Source organism: Streptomyces sp. x-80 (assembly GCF_046549095.1).
In the GTDB taxonomy this organism is placed as follows: domain Bacteria; phylum Actinomycetota; class Actinomycetes; order Streptomycetales; family Streptomycetaceae; genus Streptomyces; species Streptomyces celluloflavus.
The window spans coordinates 37,163-56,985 of record NZ_JAJPWM010000003.1 but is presented as its reverse complement, the minus strand read 5'-3'; the positions used below and the strand labels follow the sequence as shown (position 1 = coordinate 56,985).

The following is a 19,823-nucleotide window of genomic DNA, read 5'->3' as shown; positions in this document are numbered from 1 at the left end:
GCGCGGACACGGGGAACGCCGGTGAGCAAGGGACCTCGTCGGATGTCGGTGGGCAAGGCGCGGACACCGGGAACGCCGGTGGGCAAGGCGCGGGCACCGGGAATGCCGGTGGGCGGGGGGTCTCATCGGTTGTCGGTGGTGGTGGTTCCGGCGCCGCTGATGGCTCGGTATCTCCGTCGTCCCCGTCTCCCTTCCCTCCCCCTCCCCTCCCGCCCGCCCCGCCGCCTCCTGCCGCCGCAGTGCCCGCTCCCGCCGCGGCGCCCGCTCCTGCCTCCGTTCCCCCTCCCCCCGACCCGCTCACGAAGGAGCGCACTCAGTGATCCGGTTCGAGCAGGTCTCGGTCACCTACGGGGACGCCTCGGCACCCGCCGTCCAGGGCATCGACCTGACCGTTCCCGAGGGGGAGCTGTGTCTCCTCGTCGGCCCGTCCGGCGTCGGCAAGTCCACCGTGCTGAACGCCGTCTGCGGGCTCGTACCGCACTTCACCGGGGGCACCCTGCACGGCCGGGTCACCGTCGACGGCCGCGACACCCGTACCCACAAACCGCGCGAACTGGCCGATGTCGTAGGCACCGTGGGGCAGGACCCGCTGTCGCATTTCGTCACCGACACCGTCGAGGACGAGCTCGCCTACGGCATGGAGTCGCTCGGCCTCGCCCCGGACGTGATGCGCCGCCGCGTCGAGGAAACCCTGGACCTCCTGGGCCTGGCCGACCTGCGGGACCGCGCCATCACCACGCTCTCCGGCGGCCAGCAGCAGCGGGTGGCCATCGGCTCGGTCCTGACCACCCACCCCAAGGTCCTGGTCCTGGACGAGCCCACCTCGGCGCTGGACCCGGCCGCCGCCGAGGAGGTGCTGGCCGTGCTCCAGCGCCTCGTGCACGACCTGGGGACGACGGTCCTGCTGGCCGAACACCGTCTGGAGCGCGTCGTCCAGTACGCGGACCAGGTGATCCTGCTGCCCGCACCCGGCGCTGCCCCGCTCCTGGGCGACCCCGCCGAAATCATGGCCGTCTCCCCCGTCCACCCCCCGGTCGTCGCTCTCGGCCGCCTCGCCGGCTGGTCCCCTCTCCCTCTCTCGGTACGCGACGCCCGCCGCAAGGCCGGCCGCCTCCGCGACCGCCTGAGCGCGCTCACCCCACCGGCGCCAGGGGCGCAGACGATCCCGGCTGTCGCGGCCACCGCCACGATCACCACCACGAGCAACGCCACAAGCACCGCCACGGCTCCCTCTCCGCTCGTCCCCACCCCGCCCACCTCCCCCGCTTCCTCCCTCGCCGTTCCTGCCGCTTCCCCCGTCTCCCCCACTTCTCCTGCCGCTGTCGTCTCGGGGCTCACCGTCCACCGGGGCCGTATCGACGCCCTGCACCGTGTGAACCTCACCGTCCGTCCCGGCGAGACCATCGCCCTGATGGGCCGCAACGGTGCGGGCAAGTCCACCCTCCTCACCACCCTCGTCGGCATGCACGAGCCGTCGTCAGGGACGGTCCGCGTCGGTGACGCCACCCCGCACCGCACCACTCCCCGCACCCTGCTGCGGCATGTCGGCCTGGTCCCCCAGGAGCCCCGTGACCTCCTCTACGCGGACACCGTCGCCGCCGAATGCACCGCCGCCGACCACGACGCGAGCGCACCGGCCGGCAGTTGCCGTGCCCTGGTCACCCGGCTGCTGCCCGATGTCCCGGACTCCGTCCACCCCCGCGATCTGTCCGAAGGCCAGCGCCTCGCGCTCGCCCTGGCCGTCGTCCTCACCGCCCGCCCGCCACTGCTTCTCCTCGACGAGCCCACCCGCGGTCTGGACTACGCGGCCAAGGCCCGCCTGATCGAGTTGCTCCACGCACTGGCCGCCGAAGGACACGCCATCGTCCTGGCCACGCACGATGTGGAACTGGCCGCCGAACTCGCCCACCGTGTCGTCATCCTCGCGGACGGCGAGATCGTCGCCGACGGTCCCACCGACGAGGTCGTCGTCTCCTCTCCCTCCTTCGCCCCACAGGTCTCCAAGGTCCTCGCTCCGCTGCCCTGGCTGACCGTCTCCCAGGTCGCCCGCGCCCTGGAGGCCGGCGCATGACCCCCGACCGTCCCGAACCACAGCACCGCTCCGGACCACGGCACCGTCCCGGACCGCAGGGCCGCCCCCCGTCGCAGCCTGGCCCGCAGGCCGGTACCTCCGGTGGCCGGCAGGCCCGCGCCGTCCGGCTCGGGCCCCGGTCGATCGGCGCCCTGGTTCTCATCTCGGCCATCGGCGTCATGGCGTTCGGTTGGCCGCTGCTCGCCGACTCCGCCGCCGGGCTCGCCCACTCCAAGGACGCTCCCTGGTTCTTCGCCGCACTGCTGCCGATGCTGCTCGCCGTCGTCGTGGCGACCATCGCCGACACCGGGCTGGACGCCAAGGCCATCGCGATGCTCGGGGTACTGGCCGCAGCGGGAGCCGCACTGCGGCCACTCGGCGCCGGCACCGCCGGCATCGAGCCGATGTTCTTCCTGATGGTGCTGGCCGGCCGGGTCCTGGGCCCCGGGTTCGGCTTCGTGCTGGGCTCCGTGGCGATGTTCGCGTCGGCACTGCTGACCGGCGGTGTGGGCCCCTGGATGCCGTTCCAGATGCTGACGATGGGCTGGGTGTCGATGGGCGCGGGCCTGCTGCCGGGCCCCGACCGGCTGCGCGGCCGCTGCGAACTGGCCATGCTGGCCGGCTACGGGGCCCTCGCGGCCTGCCTGTACGGCCTGATCATGAACCTCCAGGGCTGGCCCTACATCGGCGGCATGGCCTCCGGGGTGTCCTTCGTGCCCGGCGATCCGCTCCACGAGAACCTCGCCCGTTTCGTCGCCTACTGTCTGGCCACCTCCCTCGGCTGGGACCTCCCCCGAGCCCTGATCACCGTCGTCCTCACGTTCGTCCTGGGCGGCACGGTCCTCAAGGCCCTGCGCCGTGCCACCCGCCGCGCCGCCTTCGATGTCCCCGTCTCCTTCGCGCCCGGCCCGCCCGCTCCGTAGAGCCCGCCATCGCTCTCCCCGTAAGACCCGCCGTCGCTCACCCGGACTCGCCGGCGCTCCCCCGGGCCCGGCTCAGCGGGCCACCGGGAGGGTGCGGGCTATGGACGGCTCCGAGCGGCGGAATGAGGTGTAGTGGTTCGCGTCGGGGCCCTGGTCGACGACCGTGGGCGTGGCGTCGTGGTGCGCCAACTGCCGTGCGCAGCCGAGGGTGTTGGCCATGGGGACGTCGCGGTCTCCGGTCGCGGTGTAGAGAGTGATCCGGACATTCCGGTCCGGTGTCCAGTCGCAGGTGTGGTCGTTGGCGCGCAGCAGGTGCAGCAGGACTCCGGAGGGGTGCTGGAGCTTCTGGTACCAGCTGTCCGTCAGCAGGTCTTCGAGGCGGGCGGGCAGTTTGCCGGCCATTTCCTCCGCCGGGTGGTCGCCGTCGAAGAGATCCTCGACACGGTCCGCGTACGGGGCGCGGAACACCTCGCTCGGGTCGCGGTAGAGCGGGTGCAGACGGTTCTGCGCGGTGAGGAAGAAGGCGACATAGAAGACGGCGGACTGCGCACCGATGCGACCGTCGAACATACCGGGCAGTTCGGCGTGCTCCAGGTCGTACGGTCCGGCGATCGGTGCGAGCATGCCCAGCCGGAAGCGCGGATCGGCACCCCGGGCCAGCTCCCGGCCGAGCGCCATGGCCACCTGCCCGCCCTGCGAGAAGCCCGTGACGGCGACGTCGCGGTCGAAGGCCGCGCCCAGTCCCGGGGCGGCGGAGCGAGCGGCCCGGAGCATGTCGAGCGAAGCCGAGACCGAGGACTGGGTGTCCATATAGGGGTGGCGGCCGGGGCCCGTACCGAGGCCGAGGTAGTCAGGGGCTATGGCGGCCCGGCCCGCCGAGGCGTACAGCACCGATACCGCCCGGTCCGCCCCCTCCCCTGCCGAGGGTGCGTATCCGCGGTAGGACAGGGTGCCGTGGGTGTGGACCACGGGCGGTAGTTTGCGGCTGCCGCCGGTCGGCAGGGCGAGCAGTCCGGATGCGGTGGTCGGTCTGCCGTCCGGGGTGATCGTGCGGTAGGTCAGCCGGTACGCGGCGACGCCGTACCGTGCGGTGGCTGCGTCCAGCCCCTCCTTCTCGGCCTGGGCCACGATCTCGGCACGGTCCTGTATGCCGAGGGGGGTGAGGGACAGCAGCGCACCGCGTCCCCGTCCGGTGTGCGAGGCGTCCGGGACGGTGACGGCCCGCGCGGCCGGCGTACCGGCCGGCCGCCCCGCGGCGGGCGGCGCGGCGGCGAGCGCCGGAGCTGCGGTGAGCGCCGCCAGGAGGAGGGCGGTGCCGGCGGCCAGCCCGCCGCGCACCCGATGCGCCCGACGCCCGCCCCGCACCCGCCGTTCGTGCCGGGCCCCCTCGCTCCCGCCCGCTCCACGTCCCGCCCTCGCGCCCGCTCCCGGCATCGAATCCGCGTCCGGCCTCGGCATCGGCCCCGACATTGGCTCCGGCACCGTTGAATTCCGCTGATCTCTCGTCATGTCTGCGACCGTACGGGGGTTCCGGGCCGGGCAGAATGCGGTTTCCCACCCAACTCGACTGTGGTTTTCCACGGGTTGGGAGGGGCTCGCGGCCGCACCGTCGAGTGTCCTACAGCCGCTGAATGATCGTTCCGGTGGCCAGTGCGCCGCCCGCGCACATGGTGATCAGGGCGAACTCCTTGTCCCGGCGCTCCAGTTCGTGCAGCGCGGTGGTGATGAGGCGGGCGCCGGTGGCCCCGACAGGGTGGCCGAGGGCGATCGCGCCGCCGTTCACGTTCACCTTCTCCAGGTCCTGTCCGAAGACCTGCGCCCAGGAGAGGACCACGGACGCGAAGGCTTCGTTGATCTCGACGAGGTCGATGTCCTTGAGGGACATACCGGCCTTGCCGAGTACGGCGCGGGTCGCGTCGATCGGGCCGTCCAGGTGGAAGTGCGGATCGGAGCCGACCAGCGCCTGGGCCACGATGCGGGCACGCGGCTTGAGCTTGAGGGCGCGCGCCATCCGCTTGGAGGCCCACAGCACCGCGCTCGCGCCGTCGGAGATCTGCGAGGAGTTGCCCGCCGTGTGGACGGCGTCCGGCATCACGGGCTTGAGGCCGCCCAGCGCCTCCATGCTGGTGTCGCGCAGTCCCTCGTCGCGGTCGACCAGCCGCCACATGCCCTGCCCCGCGGCCTGCTCCTCCTCGGTGGTGGGGACCTGGACGGCGAAGGTCTCCCGCTTGAAGCGTTCCTCGGCCCAGGCGGTGGCCGCCCGCTCCTGGGAGATCAGTCCGAGCGAGTCGACGTTCTCGCGGGTCAGCCCCCGGTTGCGGGCGATGCGTTCGGCCGCCTCGAACTGGTTGGGCAGGTCGACGTTCCACTCGTCGGGCCAGGGCTTGCCGGGGCCGTGCTTGGAGCCGCTGCCGAGCGGCACCCGGGACATCGCCTCGACGCCGCAGCCGATGCCGACGTCGACGACGCCGGCCGCGATCATGTTGGCGACCATGTGGTTGGCCTGCTGGGAGGAGCCGCACTGGCTGTCCACCGTCGTCGCCGCGGTCTCGTACGGAAGGCCCATCGCGAGCCAGGCGTTGCGCGCCGGGTTCATGGACTGTTCGCCGGCGTGCGTGACCGTACCGCCGACGATCTGCTCGACACAGTCGGGCTGAATGCCCGTACGGGCGAGGAGTTCGCGGTAGGTCTCGCCCAGGAGGTAGGCCGGGTGGAGGTTGGCGAGCGCGCCGCCGCGCTTGCCGATGGGCGTGCGTAAGGCTTCGACGATGACGGGTTCCGCGGCCATGGCTGACGTGTCCTCTCCTCGCGCCCGCGGGTGTCGCGGCACCCGCAGCAGAAGAACTAGTACGCGTTCTAGTTCTGCGAACAGTCTCATGAGCGGCACCCCGGGGCGCAAGGGGCGCGCACCGTCCTTGTCCGCTCGGGACCGGCTTGCCCCTTGCCACTTGCCGGGCTCGTCACTACCTTCACCGCGACATCTGAGATCTGATGATCCATCAGGTTGCCGTACGGCCGGACCACCGATCGCCGGTGGCCGGACCGCCGAACCCCCATCCCATCAAACCCTCAGGCCACAGGACTGTCGGACCGCCCCAGGACTGTCAGGCCGCAGGACATCCACCGGACCCGGAGCGGACCAGGAGTCGCCGATGCCATGCCCAGCGTTGCCCGAAGGATTCGACTTCACCGACCCCGATGTCTACCAGTCCCGCGTACCGCTGCCGGAGTTCGCGCGGCTGCGGCGGACCGCGCCCGTCTGGTGGAACGCCCAGCCGCACGGCATCGCCGGGTTCGGGGACGACGGCTACTGGGCCGTCACCCGCCACGAGGACGTCAAGGAGGTATCCACCAAACCGGAGATCTTCTCCGCGAATCTCAACACCTCGATCATCCGCTTCCACGCGTCCATGACCCGCGACCAGATCGACGTACAGAAGCTGATCATGCTGAACATGGACCCGCCCGAGCACACCCGGGTCCGCCAGATCGTGCAGCGCGGCTTCACCCCGCGCGCCGTCCGCGCCCTGGAGGACACCCTGCGCCACCGGGCGGCGCGGATCGTCGCCGAGGCACGGCAGCGGCCCACCGGGAACTTCGTCACGGACATCGCCTCCGAACTCCCCCTCCAGGCGATCGCCGAGCTCATCGGCATCCCCCAGGACGACCGGGCCCGCATCTTCGACTGGTCGAACAAGATGATCGCGTACGACGATCCCGAACTGGCCATCACCGAAGAGGTCGGCACCAACGCGGCCATGGAACTGATCTCGTACGCGATGAACCTCGCCGCGGCGCGCAAGGAGTGCCCGGCGAAGGACATCGTCAGCCGGCTGGTGGCGGCGGAGGACGAGGGAAATCTCGGCTCCGACGAATTCGGGTTCTTCGTCCTGCTGCTGGCGGTCGCCGGCAACGAGACGACGCGTAACGCCATCACGCACGGAATGCACGCCTTCCTCACCCACCCCGACCAGTGGGAGCTCTACAAACGCGAGCGGCCCGCGACGGCGGCCGAGGAGATCGTGCGGTGGGCGACGCCGGTGGTGTCCTTCCAGCGCACCGCGACGCAGGACACCGAGCTGGGCGGCGCGGAGATCAAGCAGGGCCAGCGTGTCGGGATCTTCTACTCCTCCGCCAACCACGACCCCGAGGTCTTCGACCGCCCCGAGGTCTTCGACATCACCCGCGACCCCAACCCCCATCTGGGCTTCGGCGGCGGCGGACCGCACTTCTGCCTCGGCAAGTCCCTCGCCGTCCTGGAGATCAACCTGATCTTCCACGCCATCGCGGACGCCATGCCCGATATCTCCCTGGCGGGCGACCCGCGCCGGCTGCGCTCCTCCTGGCTCAACGGCGTCAAGGAACTTCAGGTCCGGTACGGCTGACCGGGGGCCGGACCGCGGGCCGGACCGGCCCGGTGGGCGGATCCCTCGGCCCGCTCGGCCCGCTCGGCCCCCTCAACTCCCTCGGCCCGACGCAGGCGATGGCCCGGAAAGGGTCCTGTGAAGAGGCCGTGGAGATCGCCCCCGATGGCTCGACGGCGATGTTCGGCCATGCGGCTACGGACACCGCCATCCGCCGCGCCGTCGAGTCCGGCCGCCCCGACAACGACGGGCACACCGCCACGCGCCCCGGCCGGCACCCGCCGGCCGGCAGGCCCAGCCTGGTCAAGGAGGGTGCGCGACGGGCGGTGGCACCGGCGGTGCGGTCGGCCGACGCGTAGGCCCGGTCCCGGGCGAGTACGCTCGCCGACCATTTACGTCCGATATCCGCACACATGTGATCGGCCCGGCGGGCCTGGAACAACACTCCCAGCCAGTTCGGCGCCCACCACCCGGACGGTGGAATCGCCTCGTCCGATGGCACATGACGTGGTCAGCGCCGCATGCGCGCCTGCCGCGGAGCACCGGCGCGGGGCCGGACAAGGCGGACCGCCCGGCCACGACAAGGGCCGCGGCGCGCAGTAGTCCGAAAACGGTCGTCCCCTCAACCTTGCCCGCGGTCATCGGCCGTCTTACATTCAACTCACATTCCAACTCGCCAGTAACACCCGGCGGTTAACTACACGTTCCAGGCACGTTCACCAGACGCACAGCACGAGTTCGGCACTGGTCGGCAGGCGATCCGTACGCAGTCGGTACGCATGCCGCATGAGTTCAGCACGAGTTCAGTACGAGTTCGGCACAGAGAGTCGCACAGTCGATCACAGCGTATGGATGGTCGGTCCCTGCGTGGGACAGAGCCGCACGCTCTCCTCATGTGCTGATGCGCTCGGCTCGCCTGCCCGGTCGGCCGGTGCATCCGTACGGTCCGTCCGCAGCGCCACGCACTCCCCCCACACGTTTCGACAGCGCGATCCACCGCTCTTCGAAGGGGACACACGTCATGAAGGACGCAAACGGCAGACACGTCACGGGGCGCATCAGCTGGCGGAAATTCGCCGTGCTGTCCGTCCCGGCCCTGGCCGGCACCGCGGCGCTGGGCATCGCCCTGGCCAACGGGGCGCTCGCGGCGTCGTTCGCCGTCTCGGGGCAGCAGTTCAAGGTGTCCGCCGACAGCCTCAAGGGCGACGGATTCGCCCAGTACGGCAGCGTGGACGCGAACGCCAGGGGCGAACTCCTGCCGGTCGCGGTCACCGCCATCAAGACGGCCGAGCTGCGGAACCTCTGCCAGTCGGTCGTCACCCACCTGCCCGTCATCGGCGACATCTCGCTCAACCTCAGCGCCGGCACCGGAAGCACACCGGTCAAGGCGGCCGACCTCTTCGTGGACGCCACCCAGCTCTCCGGTAACGCGTCCTTCCGCAACATCGAGATCGGCCGGGACGCCTCCACGCTGGACAAGGGCCCGTCCACCGCCCAGGGCATGCAGGATCTCTTCTCCCAGCAGGCCGACAACGTCACCATCACCCAGCTCCGGCAGACCGCCTGGGCGACCAACGCGGGCACCTTCAATCTCACCGGCCTGAGCATGAAGGTCTCCAAGGGCAAGAAGGAATGCTACTGATATGGCGGCCGCCACCCACCGGGACTCCAGGAGCCTGACGGACAGTGACACCCGTCCCGGGGCGTGGCGCCGATGGCGACGCTGGCGGAAGGGCCGTCCGTTCTGGGGCGGCCTGGCTGCCGTCATCGCCGGGGCGGAGATCTGTGCCATCCCGCTGGCGCCGCTGAAGATCATGCTTCAGCAGGGCATCGCCGGTATCCCGTCCGTGCTGATGGGGCTGGTGATGATCCTGATGGGGCTCTCGGCGTGGTTCGCGCCGCACTACCGGGGCCTCGCGGGCATCCTCACCGTCCTGTGCGCGGTGGCCTCGCTGGTGATGTCCAATCTCGGCGGCTTTCTGATCGGCACAGTCATCGGCATCCTCGGCGGCGCGATGATCTTCGCCTGGCAGCCGGTCCCGGCACCCGAGCCCGCGGCGGCCGCCGGTTCCGCCGACGCCCCACCCGGTGAGCCGGACACCGCCACGCCCGCGCCCGCACCCTCGCCCGCCGTCACCGAGCAGTAACGAGCGGCCCGCCACGGCTCGTCCACGGCTCGGGCCGGCGCCCGCGCCCCGCGCGTACGCGTACCACCCGCTCGGCCGACGGCCGTTCGTCCGCGCACCCCGCGCCGTACGCGTACCGCCGCGCCCCTGAAACGTACGTACACGGACCGGCCCGCGCGCGTCCGGCCGGCTGGCCGCCTGCCTGTCTTTCGGCCTGCCCCTCTGCCGGCCCCGCCCACCACGGCGCACGCCCCGCAGCGCGTGCCGAGGACCGCAGCCGCACCACCGGCACCACCCACAGCCGCACCACCCGCACACGCACCACCGCACTCACACCACACGCACCCGTATCGCCCCAGAAGGAGACCCGAAATGACCCAGCCAACCACGGTGACCGGTAAGGCACAGCGGACGTACTCCGCACGCCATCCGCGCGCTCGTGCGCTGTTCGCCGCCGGCACGGGAATCATCGCGGCCGCCGGGCTGTCGATGGCGGTGACCGGTTCGGCGGCGGCGCAGCCCGCCGGAGCGCAAGCCGGGACGGCGTCCGTCGCCGCGGCGTCCACGACCGTGACCCCGGCCGGCCACAGCTTCGCCGCCGCCCTCAGCGGCAAGGCCACCTTCAAGGCCGGTTCGGTGACCGTCACCTGCGCCGTGTCCAGCGCCACCGGGCAGGTCCCGGCCGCGCCCGGCAACCAGAACGCGTCCGGCCCGGTCAACAGCACCAGTTCCGCGGCGACCTACAGCTCCTGCACCACGAGCCTGCCCGGCGTCACCGCGACCGTCAGCACCTCGGGCGACTGGGGTGTCTCGATGCAGAACGGGTCGCCGGTGACCGCCGGACTGACCATCCCCACCGGCGGGTTCGTCCTCCAGACCAGCGGGCTGGCGAGTTGCACGGTGACCGCCGCCCCCACCGGGGCGGCGACGGTGAGCGGCACCTGGACCAACGGCGCACCGTCCACCCTCGCCTTCGCCAATGCGTCGGTGCCGGTCACGGTGGAGGGCGGTTTCGGCTGTCCGACCAGCGCGACCACCTCCCTCTTCAACGCCACCTACCAGGTCACCGACGCCACCGACCCGTCGTCACAGATCACCGTCACCGGCTGAGCGGGCGTGGCAGCCGTTGGCCTCCACGCCCGCTCACCACGCCACACTCAGCGCGCGGTGAGGCCAACGGCCGCCACGGTCACCAGCATCACCACGGCGACCGTCCCCATCAGGAACCCCGTGACCAGGCGCCGGCGCAGCACCCGGTAGACGCCTTCGTACTCGGCCCGCAGGGCGGTGCTGCGCGTCGCGATGCGCTCAAGATAGGCCCGCGACACATCCCTGTGGTCCTGGCGGTAGCAGAGTTCCACTTCCCTGCGCTGGGAGTCGGTGAGCCAGGGCAGGCCCGCGCAGAAGGCGTCCGCGCGGGTGCGTGCCCGGTCCTTCTCCGCCTCCCAGAGCAGAAATCCCTCAATCTCGTTGATGGCCGCTCCGGTACTCATATCGCTGCTCATACGAGGGCGCCTTTCTCGTCTCCGGGCTCCAGTTCCTGCGATCCGATCTCGGGGTGGTGCAGGTCGAACGCCGGGGATTCGGAACGAATACGCGGCAGCGTGCGGAAGTTGTGCCGCGGGGGCGGGCAGGACGTCGCCCACTCCAGCGAACGGCCGTAGCCCCACGGGTCGTCGACCTCGACCTTCTTGCCGTACTTCGCGGTCTTCCAGATGTTGTAGAAGAACGGCAGGATCGACAGGCCCAGCAGGAACGAGAAGATCGTCGACACGGTGTTCAGCGCGGTGAATCCGTCGGCCGCCAGATAGTCGGGGATACGGCGCACCATGCCTTCGGCGCCGAGCCAGTGCTGGACGAGGAAGGTGCCGTGGAAGCCCACGAACAGCGTCCAGAACGTGATCTTGCCGAGCCGCTCGTCCAGCATCTTGCCGGTGAACTTCGGCCACCAGAAGTGGAATCCGGAGAACATCGCGAAGACGACCGTGCCGAAGATGACGTAGTGGAAGTGCGCCACCACGAAGTACGAGTCCGAGACGTGGAAGTCCATCGGCGGCGACGCCAGGATCACACCGGTCAGACCACCGAACGTGAAGGTGATCAGGAAGCCGACCGCCCACAGCATCGGCGTCTCGAAGGACAGTGAGCCCTTCCACATCGTGCCGATCCAGTTGAAGAACTTCACCCCCGTCGGCACCGCGATCAGGAACGTCATGAAGGAGAAGAACGGCAACAGCACGCCGCCCGTCACATACATGTGGTGCGCCCAGACCGTGACGGAAAGACCCGCGATCGAAATCGTCGCCGCGATCAGACCGATGTAACCGAACATCGGCTTCCGGGAGAACACCGGAATGACCTCGGAAATGATGCCGAAGAACGGCAGCGCGATGATGTACACCTCCGGATGCCCGAAGAACCAGAAGAGGTGCTGCCAGAGCAGCGCCCCGCCATTGGCCGCGTCGAAGACATGCGCACCGAATTTACGGTCCGCCTCCAGGGCGAACAGCGCGGCGGCCAGCACCGGGAAGGCCAGCAGGACCAGCACACCGGTCAGCAGCACATTCCACGTGAAGATCGGCATCCGGAACATCGTCATGCCGGGGGCACGCATGCAGATGATCGTGGTGATGAAGTTGACCGAACCGAGAATCGTGCCGAAGCCCGAGAAGGCCAGACCCATGATCCACATATCGCCGCCTATTCCAGGCGAATGCACGGCGTCGGAGAGCGGCGCATAGGCGAACCAGCCGAAATCGGCGGCGCCCTGGGGGGTGAGGAAGCCGGCCACCGCGATCAGCGAGCCGAAGAGGTAGAGCCAGTAGGCGAACATGTTCAGCCGCGGGAACGCCACGTCCGGCGCGCCGATCTGGAGCGGCATGATCCAGTTCGCGAATCCGGCGAACAGCGGCGTCGCGAACATCAGCAGCATGATCGTGCCGTGCATCGTGAACGCCTGGTTGAACTGCTCGTTCGACATGATCTGGTGGCCGGGCCGGGCCAGTTCGGCGCGCATCAGGAGCGCCATCAGCCCGCCGACGCAGAAGAACGCGAACGCGGTGACCAGATACATCGTGCCGATGGTCTTGTGGTCGGTGGTCGTGAGCCACTTCACCGCCGACGAGCCCCGCCGGGAGCCCCCGGGGGACCCGGCAGCAGCGGGGTGCGGGGAGGCGGTGGACGGTTCGGCCGACGGCTCGGACGGCTTCGGCGACTTGGGGTCCTTGGACAACTTCATGCCCGGTAGGTGTCCGGGGCCCCGGAAATCTTCACAGGTCCCGGGTGTGAAGATTCGGACCATGCCGGACACCAATGATTCATGAGCACGGACGACGCCTTCGCCGATGCCTATCGCGCGCACTACTGGGCGGTCAGCCGCTTCGTCGCACGACGGCTGGACGGGCAGGCACACGACGTCGAGGAAGTGGTCGCGGAGGTCTTCTCCATAGCCTGGCGGCGCCGCGCCGAACTGCCCGACTCCCCCCTGCCCTGGCTGTACGGGGTGGCCCGGAACTGCCTGGCCAACACGGTGCGCGGGCTCGGCCGCTACCGGCGGCTGCTGAACCGGCTGGGCCATCATGAGACCACCCGCAGCCGGCAGACGGTACCGAGCCCGGACGCCGACCGGCCGGGCGACTGGGTGCACGAGGCACTGGCCCGTCTCTCCCCCACCGACCGGGAAGTCCTGCGGCTGACGGCCTGGGAGGAGCTGACGCTGGACGAACTGGCCGTGACGCTGGGGTGCAGCCAGAGCGCGGCGGCCATGCGGCTGCACCGGGCCCGTGGCCGCCTCCGTACCCAGATCGACCGGATGCAGACGACCGTGACCGTACCCGCACGAGCAGGAGGCCGCCGTAGTGACCGATGAACTGGACCTGCTGCGCGCGGCCAACCCCGTACCGGCCGACGACGGTCCGTGGCGGGACCGCCCGCTGGACGCCCGCGCCGAACACGCCCTCACCCGCCTGCTGCACAGCAGGCGCACACAGCGGGCCCGGCGCCGCCTCGTCGTGCGCGCCGAAGCCGCGGTACTGGCGCTCGTCGCCGTGCTCGCCTTCACCCTCTCCGGCGCCGCGACCGGCCCCGCGGTCGCCGCGCCCGCACCGCTCACCCCGCGCAGCGACGCTCCCGCGGTATCGCTGGACACCCTCGCGCGACGGGCCGAGGCGCGCGCCCGCACGGCCGGTCCCCAGGCCGGGCCGCGGCGGGGCAGCCACCTCCAGACCTGGTACATGACCATGGCGACGGGCCCCGGTGCCGCGCCGCCGGTCACCGTGCCCGAGGAGCGCCTCACTCGCTGGAACCCCGACGGCAGCGGCTGGGAACTGGTCGTGGCCACCGACCCGCGGCACCCCGGCCGCCCGGTGATCCACGATTCCGGCGGCCACTGGAGCACCGTCAACGACGGCAGGATCCTGCACCGCAAGACCTACCCGGCGGGTTCGGAGGCCCGGCACGGCGGCCTGTCCTCCCGTACGAAGCCGCCGGCCGACCCCGTCGCGCTGCGCGCACACCTCGCGACGCTCTACGGAGGCGCCGACCGGCAGACACCGCAGCTCCTCCTGGCGCTCTCCTCACTCCTCCAGGAGTGGACCCCGGGGCCACGTGAAACCGCCGCCATCGTCCGGATGCTCGCCGACGCGGACGGCCTGCGCCCGGTCGGCACCGTCACCGACCGGCTCGGCCGGCCGGGCCAGGCGTACGTCTACAACGGCCCCGACGGCCCCATGGACGCCACCCGCCAGATGGTGATCCTCGACGCGGCCACCGGCCGGCTCCTGGGCAGCGAGGTCACCTTCACCAAGGACCTCCCCGACTTCCGGATCACGTCGGGCGAGGTGCTGTCGTACGAGGCGTGGATGCCGTGAGTGAGGCCGTACGCGAGGTGGCGCGAGAGACCGTACGGCCGGTCCCGGCGGTGCCTTCGCCGCCGGGACCGGCCGCAGGTCAGTGGCCCAGTCGGCGCAGCGCCTGCGCCGGATAGCGCTCCCCGGCCACCGCCGCGCCCGGCACCGCCGCCCGCAGCCGGCCGGTCTGCGCGGCCGTCAGTGCCAGTTCGACCGCCGCGGCGTTCTCCTCGGCGTACCGCACCCGTTTCGTCCCCGGGATCGGCACGATGTCGTCCCCCTGGGCCAGCAGCCAGCCGAGCGCCGCCTGCGCGGGCGTGCAGCCGATGTCCGCGGCGATGCGGTGCACCTCGCGTACCAGCGTGAGGTTGCGCTCGATGTTGTCGGACGAGAAACGCGGCCAGCGCCGACGGTTGTCCGCCTCGGTGAGCTCGTCCCAGGAGGCCGGCGCCCCGGCGAGCATGCCGCGGCCGAGCGGGGAGTACGCCACGACGGAGATCCCCAGCTCCCGGCAGGTGGCGAGCATCTCGCCCTCCACCACCTCCCTGGTGAACAGCGAGTACTCCAGCTGCACCGCACTGATGGGGTGCACGGCGTGCGCCGCCCGCAGCGTCGCGGGGCTCACCTCGGAGAGGCCGAGATGCCCGACCTTGCCCGCCGCCACCAGGTCCGCCATCGCACCGACGGTGTCCTCGACGGGGGTGCCGGGGTCGCGGCGGTGGGCGTAGTAGAGATCGATGCGCTCGACACCGAGCCGCCGCAGGGAGGCGTCGCAGGCGACCGGTACATACTCCGGTGACGTGTCGACCTCGCCCACGCGCCCCGAGGCGGCGTCGTGCCGCAGGCCGAACTTCGTCGCCAGGAAGACATCGGCCCGGCGCCCCCGGTCACGCAGCCAGCCGCCGAGGAGTTCCTCGTTGGCGCCGCGCCCGTAGGCGTCCGCCGTGTCGAGAAAGGTGACGCCCAGCGCGGCGGCGCGGTCGAGGGTGCGCCGCGCCTCGTCCGCGTCGGCGGGCCCGTACGCGACCGACATCCCCATACAGCCGAGGCCGATCGCGGACACCTCCGCCGAACCGGCGCGTCCGAGCCGCCGCGTCCTCACCGGCCACCGCCCTCGCTGCCGCGGACACCGGGCCTGCGCCGGCGGACACCGACCGGTTCAGCTGTGCTCCCCATGACCTTCCTTCCCCACATGCTCCGTACAGCGACAGCGACAGCGACAGAGCTGTGAAAGAGACAGAACGCTGACGTGGAGGTGAGCGTAACGGAGCGAACGCGCCCCGGATTTGAGCGGATTGGCGATTGCACGACAGGTAGCGACACGCAGCGACAGCTTCTGTACTCGCCGGCGCGGCGGGCGGGAGCTCGTACGGTTCGGTCCCTGCCGCGGACGGTGGGGAGCGACGCCCATGAGCGGGGGCGTGGGGCCGGGGCACGGGCGGTGTCCGAGTGGCGGGGCGGGCCGGGGTGCCCGATCCTTGAGGAACGCGACGATCCATCGGCGCGGCGGTGCAGTGGACCGCCGCGCCGTTTTCCGTGCCGTTTCCGTGCTGGCTTCCGTGCCGTTCTTCGTGCCGTTTCCGTGCTGGCTTCCGTGCCGCTTTCCGTGTCGTCCTCCGTACCGCTTTCCGTACCGTCCTCCGTGCTGATTTCCCTGCCGACGGCCGTGCTCAGCCGTCGGCAGCGGCGCCGCCGGGCAACCGCACGAAGGCGTGTGCGGCCGGTCACAGCGGGGCACGGTTGCGGGCCGCCACCGCGATAAGGGTCACAGGCGCGAGTTCCGCGGAAACCCTTGCGAAGGGACGTTTGCCCTGTAAGGAGCGGGCATACGGATGATTGCGCGGTCAGCCGGATACTGTCCGTGATGAACCGGTCTGCCCCTATGGTCGTCCTTTGCCCCGCCGCGCCATGGCGGGCAACGTCATGCAGTCGTCCAAGAGAGCGCAGGCGAGCGAACACGTGCCGACGAAGTCCCCTGTCGCACCCGGGCCCCGTACCCACGGTGGCAGCCGTACCGAGAACACCGCACCCGGCCTGGAGGAGCGGACGTCCGGCGAGGTCACCGTCGTCGATCCCGCGATGGTCAAGCGCGCGGTGTCGGCGGCCGCCCTCGGCAATGCGATGGAGTGGTTCGACTTCGGCGTCTACAGCTACATCGCGGTCACCCTCGGACATGTCTTCTTCCCGTCCGGAAACCCGACCGCGCAGTTGCTGTCGACGTTCGGAGCGTTCGCGGCGGCCTTCCTCGTACGTCCCCTCGGCGGCATGTTCTTCGGGCCGCTCGGCGACCGGATCGGCCGGCAGAAGGTCCTTGCGATCACCATGATCATGATGGCGGCGGGCACCTTCGCCATCGGCCTGATCCCGTCCTACGCCTCGATCGGTGTCGGGGCGCCCATCCTGCTGCTGGCCGCCCGGCTGGTGCAGGGCTTCTCCACGGGCGGTGAGTACGGCGGCGCCTCCACCTTCATCGCCGAGTACGCGCCCGACAAGAAGCGCGGATTCCTCGGCAGCTGGCTGGAGTTCGGCACGCTGGCCGGTTATGTCGGCGGCGCCGGCCTGGTCACCCTGATGACCGCGCTGCTCTCCACCGACGCCCTGAACTCCTGGGGCTGGCGCATCCCGTTCCTGATCGCCGGGCCGATGGGCATCATCGGCCTCTATCTGCGGCTGCGGCTCGAAGAGACCCCGGCGTTCGCGCGGTTGGAGCAGGAGGCGCGGACGAAGGAGAAGGAGCGCCGGGAGGCCGAGCGGCGGATCGGTATCCGCGAGATGATCTTCGGCCAGTGGCGGGCGATGCTGCTGTGCGTCGGGCTGGTGCTGGTCTTCAACGTCACCGACTACATGCTGCTGTCGTACATGCCGAGCTATCTGACCTCGGAGCTGAAGTACGACGCGACACACGGGCTGCTGGTCGTGCTCGCGGTGATGGTCCTGATGATGTGCGTCCAGCCGTTCATGGGGCGGCTGACCGACCGCGTCGGGCGCCGCCCGGTGATCGCGGCGGGCTGCGCCGGCTTCCTGCTGCTGTCCGTACCCGCGCTGCTGCTGATCCGGCAGGGGTCGCTCTTCGCCATCGGACTGGGCATGGCCGCGCTGGGCCTGCTGCTGGTCTGCTTCACCGCCTCGATGCCGTCCGCGCTGCCCGCGCTCTTCCCGACGAAGGTGCGCTACGGCTCGCTGTCGATCGGCTTCAACATCTCGGTCTCGCTCTTCGGCGGTACGACGCCGCTGGTGGTCACGGCGCTGATCGGGGCGACCGGCAACCGGATGATGCCCGCGTACTACATGATGGCCGCGGCCGTCATCGGCGGTATCGCCGTCCTGCTGATGTCCGAGAGCGCCCGCAAACCGCTGCCGGGATCGCCGCCGGCCGTCGAGACGGAGGCGGAGGCCCGCGAGCTCATCCGCGCGTCACGCGGCGCCACCGGGGCCGGACCGGTGGCCTGAGGGCGGTGGGCCGCCGGGTGGTGGGCCGTATCCCCTGTGCTGGCCAGTTGGCCTCGACGAACTCGCGCGAACTGGTGCGCGCTCACCCGAGAGAGCCGATTTCCGCCGCGATGAGCGCGCGGGCACCGTGGACGGTCAACTCCGCGAGGTCGGCAGCGGAACAGAAGCATTCGCCGCTTTCCAGCGGTGAATGAGTTCGCCCTTCACCGCCTCCAGCGCGGAGTCAAAATCCTGGCGTAGCGGTGCGGGCAAGTAGACGTACGTGTCATTCGCCAGATCCAGCCTGATCCGGTACGTGGAACCACGGTGGCCTCTGCCGTAGTTGACGTTGGTGTCGTCATCGACATAGATGCTTTTGATCTCGCGCCAGGGGATGAAGCGCCGCCGTAGCAGCGTCCTGGTCCGGATGCCTTCGGCGCTGACGTATGTCCGCCCGGAGGTGCAGTGGTAGGCCACGAGCGAGACGGGCAGCATGACCAGCCCCCCGGTGCAGAGAAAGGTCCACTGCCTGGCCGCGCTACTGCGTGGCTCCCCCATGCCGTGGAGGTATTCATCCCAGCCGAGGCCGAAGAACAGGAAACACGTCGGGAGTATCCCCCCGATGACAACGAAGGCCACGGCGCCCCATTGCCACGCGCGGGATGTGGCACGGTATTCGATCATTTGCACGCTTTCACCTTATGCTCCGGCCGGATTGCGCCGGAGGGGCGAGGCCGGCTACCTGAGCACCCGCGCCGCGAAGCGCGTCATTCGTGGCAGTGATGTGCGCGGAATTCGGGTCCGGCCCTTGTCGCGCGAGACGCGCGATCGAGATCAGGACGCCGGTCCGGCATCCGTTTCGCCCATACGGCACGATGGTCGTCATGAGCATCGTGAAGATCAACGCACTGACCGTCCCCGCCGAGCAGCGGGAGGTCCTGGAGAAGCGCTTCGGGGCGCGCGCCGGATCGGTGGACAGCTCCGACGGCTTCGAGTGGTTCGAACTGCTGCGGCCCGTCGAGGGCACCGACCAGTACCTGGTCTACACCCGCTGGCGCGACGAGGAGTCCTTCCAGGCGTGGATGGAGGGCCCGATGAAGGCCGCCCACCAGGGTGGTGCCGAGGGCGGTGAGCGTCCCAAACCCGCCGCGTCCGGCTCCACGCTGTGGTCGTTCGAGGTCGTGCAGCAGGCGGGCCCCAAGCAGGGCTGAGCACCTCACGACGGGCCGGGGCGGCAGGGTTTCCTGCCGCCCCGGCCCGCTGTGTGCCCGGCGATCCGGTACGGCGCTACGCGTTCTTCCGCTACCCGCCCAAGGTCCGGACGGCCAGGCACACGAGGGGCGTGCAGCCACGTCGCCCGCGAGGAAGTGATCTCGCAGCGGGTGCCGCGGCCGGTCGCCGAAATCCGCTTGCCCGCGGCGCCTCGCCCCCGCCCACAATGTCGCCATGAATGTCGCCGCCGCCCTCCCTCCCCCCTGGACCGTCGCCGCCGAGCCGTTCGACTCGCCGGAGGCGTGGGACCTGCTGCGCGAGTACTACACCGAGGTCGCCGACCGTTACTACGAGCTGTACGAGGGGCGGCGCTCGACCGCGGCGGAGATCGAACAGGGCGTGGCGGAGTATCCGAGCGGCCACCTGGCACCGCCCCATGGCGTGCTGCTGGTGGCCCGGTACGGCGGGGTGGCGGCCGGGTGCGCGGGGGTGCGGCTGCTGGACGCGCGGACCGCGGAGCTCAAGCAGGTGTTCCTGCGGGCCGCCAGGCGTGGACTCGGCGGCGCGGGCGGGCTGTTGAGCGCCGCCGAGACGGCCGCGGCCGGGATGGGCGCCGACCGGATCCGGCTGGACACCCGGCTGGATCTGGTGGAGGCCGTCGCGCTGTACCGGCGGCACGGCTACCAGGAGATCGCTCCGTACCACGACGACGACCCGTACGCGGAGATCTTCTTCGAGAAGCGGATCGCGCGGGAGAACGGGAGCGAGCGCGGGACGGAGACCTCGGTGCAGACCGGATCGGGGACCGGGCAGGAGACGTTCGGCGGGGAGCGGCGGCGGGGGTAGCCGCC

General features: G+C 70.8%; 18 protein-coding genes. 12 read left to right on the top strand and 6 right to left on the bottom strand.

Features of this window, described 5'->3' with window-relative positions; translation table 11 throughout:
- Positions 1-316 precede the first annotated feature (316 nt).
- Positions 317-2,071, top strand: a complete 1,755-nt coding sequence (locus tag ACLJWH_RS05805) for an ABC transporter ATP-binding protein (protein WP_411140490.1) — start codon at positions 317-319, stop codon at positions 2,069-2,071.
- Positions 2,068-2,994 (top strand): ECF transporter S component, encoded by a 927-nt coding sequence (locus tag ACLJWH_RS05800; RefSeq protein WP_411140489.1) that lies wholly within the window; start codon positions 2,068-2,070, stop codon positions 2,992-2,994. Before ACLJWH_RS05805 ends, ACLJWH_RS05800 begins: the two co-directional genes overlap by 4 nt.
- Before the next feature lie 72 nt (positions 2,995-3,066).
- Here ACLJWH_RS05800 and ACLJWH_RS05795 read toward each other — a convergent pair whose 3' ends face one another.
- Both ACLJWH_RS05795 and ACLJWH_RS05790 read right to left on the bottom strand, forming a co-directional pair.
- Positions 3,067-4,359: an alpha/beta hydrolase family protein gene (locus ACLJWH_RS05795; RefSeq protein WP_411140488.1), complete on the bottom strand. Its 1,293-nt coding sequence runs from the start codon at positions 4,357-4,359 to the stop codon at positions 3,067-3,069.
- Between the two features lie 253 nt (positions 4,360-4,612).
- A complete protein-coding gene (locus tag ACLJWH_RS05790) occupies positions 4,613-5,782 on the bottom strand; it encodes a steroid 3-ketoacyl-CoA thiolase (protein ID WP_411140487.1) in 1,170 nt (389 codons plus the stop codon).
- 364 nt (positions 5,783-6,146) lie between these two features.
- On the opposite strand from ACLJWH_RS05790, the gene ACLJWH_RS05785 reads away from it, so the two are divergent.
- The 5 genes from ACLJWH_RS05785 to ACLJWH_RS05765 all read left to right on the top strand — a co-directional run bounded on the left by ACLJWH_RS05785 (position 6,147) and on the right by ACLJWH_RS05765 (position 10,594).
- Positions 6,147-7,379, top strand: coding sequence for a cytochrome P450 (locus ACLJWH_RS05785; protein WP_411140486.1), 1,233 nt, complete (start codon positions 6,147-6,149; stop codon positions 7,377-7,379).
- 32 nt (positions 7,380-7,411) lie between these two features.
- On the top strand, positions 7,412-7,717 hold the full coding sequence (locus ACLJWH_RS05780) for a hypothetical protein (protein ID WP_411140485.1): 306 nt from the start codon (positions 7,412-7,414) through the stop codon (positions 7,715-7,717).
- A 662-nt stretch (positions 7,718-8,379) separates the two neighbouring features.
- Positions 8,380-9,000: a DUF6230 family protein gene (locus ACLJWH_RS05775; RefSeq protein WP_411140484.1), complete on the top strand. Its 621-nt coding sequence runs from the start codon at positions 8,380-8,382 to the stop codon at positions 8,998-9,000.
- 1 nt (position 9,001) lies between these two features.
- Positions 9,002-9,505, top strand: coding sequence for a DUF6114 domain-containing protein (locus ACLJWH_RS05770; RefSeq protein WP_411140483.1), 504 nt, complete (start codon positions 9,002-9,004; stop codon positions 9,503-9,505).
- A 351-nt stretch (positions 9,506-9,856) separates the two neighbouring features.
- Entirely contained in the window at positions 9,857-10,594 is a 738-nt protein-coding gene (locus ACLJWH_RS05765) for a hypothetical protein (RefSeq protein ID WP_411140482.1), read from the top strand.
- 47 nt (positions 10,595-10,641) lie between these two features.
- On the opposite strand, the gene ACLJWH_RS05760 is transcribed toward ACLJWH_RS05765, so the two are convergent.
- Positions 10,642-10,989: a hypothetical protein gene (locus ACLJWH_RS05760; protein WP_411140481.1), complete on the bottom strand. Its 348-nt coding sequence runs from the start codon at positions 10,987-10,989 to the stop codon at positions 10,642-10,644.
- Positions 10,986-12,722, bottom strand: a complete 1,737-nt coding sequence (ctaD, locus tag ACLJWH_RS05755) for a cytochrome c oxidase subunit I (protein ID WP_411140480.1) — start codon at positions 12,720-12,722, stop codon at positions 10,986-10,988. Before ctaD ends, ACLJWH_RS05760 begins: the two co-directional genes overlap by 4 nt.
- An 81-nt stretch (positions 12,723-12,803) precedes the next feature.
- Between ctaD and ACLJWH_RS05750 the strand changes: the two genes are divergently transcribed.
- Together ACLJWH_RS05750 and ACLJWH_RS05745 are read left to right on the top strand one after the other, a co-directional pair.
- On the top strand, positions 12,804-13,352 hold the full coding sequence (locus ACLJWH_RS05750) for an RNA polymerase sigma factor (RefSeq protein ID WP_411140479.1): 549 nt from the start codon (positions 12,804-12,806) through the stop codon (positions 13,350-13,352).
- Positions 13,342-14,352: a CU044_5270 family protein gene (locus ACLJWH_RS05745; protein WP_411140478.1), complete on the top strand. Its 1,011-nt coding sequence runs from the start codon at positions 13,342-13,344 to the stop codon at positions 14,350-14,352. Before ACLJWH_RS05750 ends, ACLJWH_RS05745 begins: the two co-directional genes overlap by 11 nt.
- A gap of 79 nt (positions 14,353-14,431) precedes the next feature.
- Here ACLJWH_RS05745 and ACLJWH_RS05740 read toward each other — a convergent pair whose 3' ends face one another.
- A complete protein-coding gene (locus ACLJWH_RS05740) occupies positions 14,432-15,433 on the bottom strand; it encodes an aldo/keto reductase (RefSeq protein ID WP_411140477.1) in 1,002 nt (333 codons plus the stop codon).
- Between the two features lie 821 nt (positions 15,434-16,254).
- On the opposite strand from ACLJWH_RS05740, the gene proP reads away from it, so the two are divergent.
- Positions 16,255-17,781 (top strand): glycine betaine/L-proline transporter ProP, encoded by a 1,527-nt coding sequence (proP, locus tag ACLJWH_RS05735; protein ID WP_411140876.1) that lies wholly within the window; start codon positions 16,255-16,257, stop codon positions 17,779-17,781.
- A gap of 135 nt (positions 17,782-17,916) precedes the next feature.
- Here the strand turns inward: proP and ACLJWH_RS05730 are convergent, their stop codons facing one another.
- Positions 17,917-18,444 carry a PH domain-containing protein gene (locus ACLJWH_RS05730; protein WP_411140476.1) on the bottom strand — a complete coding sequence of 176 codons (528 nt, stop codon included), beginning with the start codon at positions 18,442-18,444 and terminating at the stop codon, positions 17,917-17,919.
- Between the two features lie 200 nt (positions 18,445-18,644).
- On the opposite strand from ACLJWH_RS05730, the gene ACLJWH_RS05725 reads away from it, so the two are divergent.
- Together ACLJWH_RS05725 and ACLJWH_RS05720 are read left to right on the top strand one after the other, a co-directional pair.
- The gene (locus ACLJWH_RS05725) at positions 18,645-18,971 is read left to right on the top strand and encodes an antibiotic biosynthesis monooxygenase family protein (protein ID WP_411140475.1); all 327 of its coding nucleotides are present in this window, start codon (positions 18,645-18,647) and stop codon (positions 18,969-18,971) included.
- Positions 18,972-19,206: 235 nt separating this feature from the next.
- Complete coding sequence (locus ACLJWH_RS05720) at positions 19,207-19,818, top strand: GNAT family N-acetyltransferase (protein ID WP_411140474.1); 612 nt, start codon at positions 19,207-19,209, stop codon at positions 19,816-19,818.
- Positions 19,819-19,823 lie beyond the last annotated feature (5 nt).

Bases quoted from the DNA above. Each gene is read 5' to 3' on its own strand.
- ACLJWH_RS05800 (WP_411140489.1), top strand. From the start codon at position 2,068: ATGACCCCCGACCGTCCCGAACCACAGCACCGCTCCGGACCACGGCAC.
- ACLJWH_RS05790 (WP_411140487.1), bottom strand. From the start codon at position 5,782: ATGGCCGCGGAACCCGTCATCGTCGAAGCCTTACGCACGCCCATCGGC.
- ACLJWH_RS05785 (WP_411140486.1), top strand. From the start codon at position 6,147: ATGCCATGCCCAGCGTTGCCCGAAGGATTCGACTTCACCGACCCCGAT.
- ACLJWH_RS05775 (WP_411140484.1), top strand. From the start codon at position 8,380: ATGAAGGACGCAAACGGCAGACACGTCACGGGGCGCATCAGCTGGCGG.
- ACLJWH_RS05770 (WP_411140483.1), top strand. From the start codon at position 9,002: ATGGCGGCCGCCACCCACCGGGACTCCAGGAGCCTGACGGACAGTGAC.
- ACLJWH_RS05765 (WP_411140482.1), top strand. From the start codon at position 9,857: ATGACCCAGCCAACCACGGTGACCGGTAAGGCACAGCGGACGTACTCC.
- ACLJWH_RS05760 (WP_411140481.1), bottom strand. From the start codon at position 10,989: ATGAGCAGCGATATGAGTACCGGAGCGGCCATCAACGAGATTGAGGGA.
- ctaD (WP_411140480.1), bottom strand. From the start codon at position 12,722: ATGAAGTTGTCCAAGGACCCCAAGTCGCCGAAGCCGTCCGAGCCGTCG.
- ACLJWH_RS05750 (WP_411140479.1), top strand. From the start codon at position 12,804: ATGAGCACGGACGACGCCTTCGCCGATGCCTATCGCGCGCACTACTGG.
- proP (WP_411140876.1), top strand. From the start codon at position 16,255: ATGCAGTCGTCCAAGAGAGCGCAGGCGAGCGAACACGTGCCGACGAAG.
- ACLJWH_RS05730 (WP_411140476.1), bottom strand. From the start codon at position 18,444: ATGATCGAATACCGTGCCACATCCCGCGCGTGGCAATGGGGCGCCGTG.
- ACLJWH_RS05725 (WP_411140475.1), top strand. From the start codon at position 18,645: ATGAGCATCGTGAAGATCAACGCACTGACCGTCCCCGCCGAGCAGCGG.
- ACLJWH_RS05720 (WP_411140474.1), top strand. From the start codon at position 19,207: ATGAATGTCGCCGCCGCCCTCCCTCCCCCCTGGACCGTCGCCGCCGAG.